General features: G+C 69.3%; 7 protein-coding genes. All 7 read left to right on the top strand.

The genetic code is table 11. The features are described 5' to 3' along the window. The coding region (locus VN520_RS05715; protein ID WP_325745744.1) for a hypothetical protein at positions 1-339 on the top strand (339 nt) is incomplete at its 5' end. After that, a complete protein-coding gene (locus VN520_RS05710; protein WP_325745743.1) occupies positions 336-1,013 on the top strand; it encodes a hypothetical protein in 678 nt (225 codons plus the stop codon). The genes VN520_RS05715 and VN520_RS05710, both read left to right, overlap by 4 nt. After that, positions 1,010-1,507 (top strand): hypothetical protein, encoded by a 498-nt coding sequence (locus tag VN520_RS05705; RefSeq protein ID WP_325745742.1) that lies wholly within the window; start codon positions 1,010-1,012, stop codon positions 1,505-1,507. The genes VN520_RS05710 and VN520_RS05705 overlap by 4 nt, the downstream gene beginning before the upstream one ends. A 243-nt stretch (positions 1,508-1,750) precedes the next feature. Continuing rightward, positions 1,751-2,605 (top strand): hypothetical protein, encoded by an 855-nt coding sequence (locus VN520_RS05700; RefSeq protein WP_325745741.1) that lies wholly within the window; start codon positions 1,751-1,753, stop codon positions 2,603-2,605. Positions 2,606-2,724: 119 nt separating this feature from the next. Continuing rightward, positions 2,725-3,156, top strand: coding sequence for a hypothetical protein (locus tag VN520_RS05695; RefSeq protein ID WP_325745740.1), 432 nt, complete (start codon positions 2,725-2,727; stop codon positions 3,154-3,156). Positions 3,157-3,808: 652 nt separating this feature from the next. Next, entirely contained in the window at positions 3,809-4,690 is an 882-nt protein-coding gene (locus VN520_RS05690) for a protein phosphatase 2C domain-containing protein (RefSeq protein ID WP_325745739.1), read from the top strand. Positions 4,691-4,818: 128 nt separating this feature from the next. After that, positions 4,819-5,500: hypothetical protein (locus tag VN520_RS05685; RefSeq protein ID WP_325745738.1), on the top strand; the 682-nt coding region annotated here is incomplete at its 3' end.

The raw sequence follows: 5,500 nt of genomic DNA, 5'->3' as shown, positions 1-5,500 counted from the left end.
GTTCCGGACCTGAAGCGCTTGGTGCTCGATAGCGCCGACGCAGTCACCACGCTCAGCGTGGCCGAAGATCTGCGGGCCATGCGGGGCATGCGGCTCGACGAGGCTCTCGAGCACGTCGAGGACCTGGTGTCGGCCACCGCGCGCGCCCGAGTGGCCGTGCAGAGCGTACTGGAGCAGGTCCCGCACGGCGCGGAGGGCCGGGCACGGATGCTGGACATCTTCTTCGAGCTACGTGGCGACTCGTCAGCCATCACCGGAGTCCTGGCGCTTACCGGCAACGCCATGTACGCGGTGATCGTCCCGCAGAGCAGCAACACCACGGACGGAGAACCGACGTGACCACGACCGCTACCGCGCTCAAGTCCTACGGCCCCATGCAGTTCCCCGGCCGCTCCGGCCTGCACCTGTGGCAGTTCGAACGCGCCCAGCGCCTCGGCCTGATCCCCGGCCCGGACGTCAACGGCGAGCGCTGGTCGCGCGCCGTCTTCGACGACGCCATCGCCCGCATCGACACCATCAAGCAGGCCACCGGGACACTCCCGGACGTCGGCGCCGCCCGGGCCGAACGACACCTCGCCGACCGCTTCTCGATCACTGTCCATTCCGGCACGGCCGCCGAGCTCTCCCGCCGAGGGCACCTTCCCGTCAGGGGGGAGTACCGCGCCCGCCCGCTCTACTGCGGCCTCGCTCTGGAAGCCTTCCGCGACCGCCGTACGGTCCAACGCGCCTCGGCCGCGGGCCGCCTACACATGCGCGACGCGGCGGCGAAGGCCCTCGGCGTGAGGGAGAGCGACTTCGACAACCTCCTACGGGCCGGCCTGCTCACCCATTCCGAGATCGTCGAGGGATGGCACCACACCCTGGTACGCCTCTACCGCCAAGCCGACCTGGACCGGCTGGTCCGAAGTCGCCGCATCGACTGGCCGGCTGTCCACGCGACGCCCAAGGGCCACCGATCCCCGCTCGCCGCCCTTCCCACCAAGAAGAGCACCGATGGGGCGGCGGTCGGATGAACACGCAGCTCGACGACCTCCTGGAGAAGCTCTCGCTGCTGGACCGTCTGGAGTTGGTGCGCCGGGTGCGGGTGGGCTCCTTGACACTGCACGTCGGCGACCGGGTGAGGGCCAGCCACCGCCTTCGGGGGTCGCACCCGGACGAGGACCTGGAGGCGGAGGAGGGATGGGGGGCGGAGCCCGCGGACTACTCCGTCACCCATGACGTGCCGGCCGGGGCGCTCGGCCGCGTGATGCTGGTCCGGCAGTACGTCACCCCGTTCCCGTACTGCATTCGCTTCGACAACGACGTCGAGCTGGGCCTTACCGAGGGCGATGTCTTCCGCGTCCCCGAGCAGCCCTCGGAACGACAGCGGGAACAGAACGAGGCGCTCTGGCACATCCCAGCCGAGGGGGCGTTCACCGTCTACTGCTGCCGGTGGATCGACCGGCTCAGCCGGATCTGCCCGCAGTTCCGCGGCCACCGGGGGCCGTGCGGGCTGCCACCGCAGTGACGGTATCGTCCCGGCTCCGGCCACCACGCCGCAAGAGAAACAGCGACCGCGCAGAGCATTTCCGAGTCGATGCCACCACCCTGCCGGCGTGCACCGGTGCCCGGCCGACACCTGCCGCAACCGCCAGAGCACCCCCACGCCCCACCAGAGCGACCGCTCGGTTCCCGGCCGAGGAGGGTGTCCGCTTTGCTCGGCACAGTGCTCCGTGCATCAGCTTCAGCGGCGGACCCCCCGGAGATCACCATGGACCACACTTCCGACACCAGCCTTGAGAAGGCGACTAAGCCTGAGACGAGCGTCATCACCGGCGTCGTCGTCGACGACCCGGGAACACCCTGCACTCCGGAGTACGCACGGACTCTGACGGAACGCGCTTTGCATCTGGCCGATGAGCTGGACGGCACGATGACGGAGATCGTCCGTGTGAAGGCGTGGGAGCCCTTGGGCTACCGAGACCCGCGCGAGTACGTACTCAAGGAATTCACCAACTCCTCCCGAGCGCACCGCTACCGGCTGGCGCGCTTCGCCGCCTTCGCCCACCAGCTGACCGAACGGCTCGGCGACGACGCCTTGGAGCTGCAGCTGACCGAGCGCGCCCTGCGCCAGGTCGCTCCGAGCCGGGACGCCGAAGTGATCAACGCTCTGGAGAGCCGCCTGGCCGATGCCGACAGCCCGGAGGAAATGGATGAGGCGGTGAACGAGACGCTCCGTGCGCACTCTCGGAACGCGCCGTCGGAGGAGGACATGTGGGCCGGCGAGGATGAGCCCCAGGCCCGGCAGGGCGGTGCGGCCCCCGCCTCGCGGCGTGACGACAGCGAAGGCTGGGGCGCTGAAACCGACTTCGACTCTGACGGCTTCGACGACGAGCCGCAGGAGCCTGTCCAGCCTGCCGTCGCACCCCCGAGCAAGGCCGCTCTGGCAGAAGCTGACCGCTACGAGGAGTTCTTGCGCGCGATGCGTGTGATCGCCGCGACGGGTGGCGAGCTCCCCGGCATCCTCGATAACGCCGATGAGCCGGAGGAGAAGGAACTGATGGAGCTGGCGCAGAAGGTGGGCGGGGTCGCCGCAGCTACGGAGGAAGCACTCAACGCCCTGTGACCGAGCGCCAGACCCCGCGGACGGTGGATGGCGCCGAGGCGGTTCTCGCGAGAGATTCGCTTCTGCGAGGTACCGCCCGAAGCTGTGGCCCTCACCCCGCCCCAGCCTCGGAGGACCTCGTGCTCACGGCCCGCCACGCTCGCCCCCGCCGCATCACGGCTCAGCAGTTCACCCACGCTCTGGCGTCCAGCGACGTCGTGCGGGAGATCCAGGCGGCCACCGCCCTCGTGCACCGCTACGAGGCATACGGCCTGAGTCGGAGCAGCGCCGGTTGGGTCGCGGAGGACCACCTGCGTCGGGCGCTGGTGCAGTTCCAGCAGCTGGTGGACACCTACGTTGCCGGAGCGCGAACGTGGGCGGGCCGAGCGTGGCGACGCCGCCAGACGCGCGACGTGCTGGAGAGCATGCGTGAGGCGCTGTGGTTCACCACGCGGATGCAGGAACCGATTGAGCTGTTCTGGCCGCCCGCCCTCTTCTACCGCAACGTCAGGCTCACCGTGCTCGATCAGGCCATGCTGCTGCTCGATGAAGCGGAGCTCACGGCCGCGTGACGGCACCTACGAGACCCGAACTAGAGGAGGGACTGTGCTTCAATACCGCGCTCGACTTGGCGCTGATGGGACCACTCAGCCGGTGCCAGCTCCTCTCTACCAGGCTGACTACCTGAAGCTGCTCGGCGCCGGCATCCTCATCGACCGCCGCGGTCTCGCCCTGGGCACCGCGGAGTGCGGCTGGGCGTGCGGTGGCCTCATCGACGGCTTCACGTGTCCGCTGAGCCTGAGCTGCCCTCTATGCGACGCCCGGCCGTCCCAGCGGTGCCGCAGACCAAGCGGACATGAGGCAGACCCACACATTGGCCGGCTTCATGAGGCTGGAGCGATCGACCGGCAGCGTGAGGAACGTGATGACCCAACGCTGCCAGCCCCTTGGCCTGCGGAATGATTCAGCAGGCACCACCGCCCGGGCTGCAGTCAGACCAGTGACTTCGCCTCGTTCAGGCCGTCTTGCGAGTGTGTAGGGTCCGTCGCTTCCCGAGCATTCGGTGCTGGGCAGATACCGGAATTCGGGCGGGATGGGCAGCGGCAGGGTCGCTGATCATGAGCACTCCGATACTCAGGGACGCCACACCTTGTGACTGTGCGTGCAGGAGGCTCTTGACCGGAACGTGGTCATCGCGGGTCCGACGGCTGGAATGATCCCGCCATGACGTCCCCCACCCCTGTGATTCACACCGGCTTCTCGGTCACGACTGGGGAGCTCCCTGGCGGCGGCCGACCGAGCGAAGACCGCATCCACCAAGCACCTGAAGCCGTCATTGTCCTGGACGGGGTCTCCACGGTCTCCGACGACCAGCCCCGCGGAGGCTGGTACGCCCAGATGCTCGGCGAGCACTTGGTCGCCGGCCTCAACGACGCCCCCGACGTCGACCTACGGCAGCTGCTCGAAAGCGCCATCGCCACCATGGTCCGTGACCACGGCTTGGTTCCGGGAGCCTCACCGGCTGCGACCGTCTCCATCCTTCGCCACTGCGGTGATCGCATCGACACCCTCGTGCTGGCCGACAGCCCTGTCGTGGCCTTCACGACCAGCGGGCAGATCCGCCAAGTCCGCGACGACCGGCTCGCCCGGCTAGTCGCAGACCGCCCCGAGCTCACGGCATACCAGGCAGCGTTGCGCTCCGGACGGGGCTTCGACAACCCTGGACACCGTGTCCTTCTTCAGCAGTTGCGGGCCCACCAGATGCTCCACGTCAACCAGCAGGTGCCCGGTGGGTACTGGGTCGCCGAAGCCGTCCCCGAGGCCGCCCGGCACGCCGTCGTGCGTTCCTGGCCCACCTCCGACATCACCGACATCCTCGTGATGACGGACGGCGTCAGCTCAGGCGTCGAGGACTACGGCCTCTACTCCTCCTGGGAAGAGATGGCCGGCGCCTGCCGGGCCCAGGGGCCCGGCCACGTCGTGCGGACCATCCACGAGGCCGAAGCCACGGATTCCGACGGCCGACGCTGGCCCCGTTACAAGTGCCACGACGACAAGGCCCTCGCCCACCTCCGCTTCATTTCCGCCCCCGGGCAGACCTCGTGACCCTGTGACCCACCCTGCGGTAACACCTTCTCGGACTCGGTTCCCCTGGCGGTGGTGAAGATGACAGCATCGGGCTGACGCTGGACTTCGATCCGATCGAGACGCTCACCGCCATCGGGGAGGCCGATGTGAACCGCCGCCGATTCCTGGCCGCCTCCGCCTACTCCATGGCCGCGGCAACCCTCCCGCTCCAGACCGTCCAGGAAGCCGCCGCCCGCACCCGCTCGGTCAGCGGCGGCGGCCTCGTCGGACACGCCGACGTTGCTGCGGTCCGCGACATGGTGAAGCTCTTCATGGACAGGGACGAGCGCCACGGCGGTCAGCACGGACGGGCCGCGTTCGTGCAATACCTCATCACCGACGTCGCGCAGCTGTGCCGGGGCCGGTTCGCCAATGAGGATGTCCGCGCCGAGGCGTTCTCGGTCGCCTCAGCAGCAGCCCACCTGTGCGGCTGGAAGGCGTACGACAGCGGCGAGCAGGGCCTCGCCCAGCGCTACTATCTCCAGTCCCTCGCCCTCGCGCGGGCGTCCGGCGTCCCCGGTCAGGACGGCTTCGTGATGCGCACGATGTCGCAGCAGGGCATGAAGCTGCACCGGCCCGAGCACTGCCTGGCCCTGGCCGAATCCGGCTGGGAGCGCGCCAGGGGCTGCGTCGGCCAGCAGGTCGAGGCGCTCTTCGCCATCACCCACGCGCACGCGCTCGCCAAGACCGGCCAGACCCGCCATGCTCTCGCCGACGTTCAGCTCGCCGAGACCGCGCTGGCGGCCAGGGGCGGGGACGAGGTGCCGTTCTGGGCGCTGGTGTGGGGCC

It is taken from the genome of Streptomyces sp., assembly GCF_035563135.1.
Lineage (GTDB): Bacteria > Actinomycetota > Actinomycetes > Streptomycetales > Streptomycetaceae > Streptomyces.
This window is presented reverse-complemented; position numbering and strand designations above follow the sequence as displayed.

What these genes read in the sequence shown, in the direction of transcription:
- VN520_RS05690 (WP_325745739.1), top strand. Translation starts at nt 3,809, where the DNA reads ATGACGTCCCCCACCCCTGTGATTCACACCGGCTTCTCGGTCACGACT.
- VN520_RS05705 (WP_325745742.1), top strand. Translation starts at nt 1,010, where the DNA reads ATGAACACGCAGCTCGACGACCTCCTGGAGAAGCTCTCGCTGCTGGAC.
- VN520_RS05700 (WP_325745741.1), top strand. Translation starts at nt 1,751, where the DNA reads ATGGACCACACTTCCGACACCAGCCTTGAGAAGGCGACTAAGCCTGAG.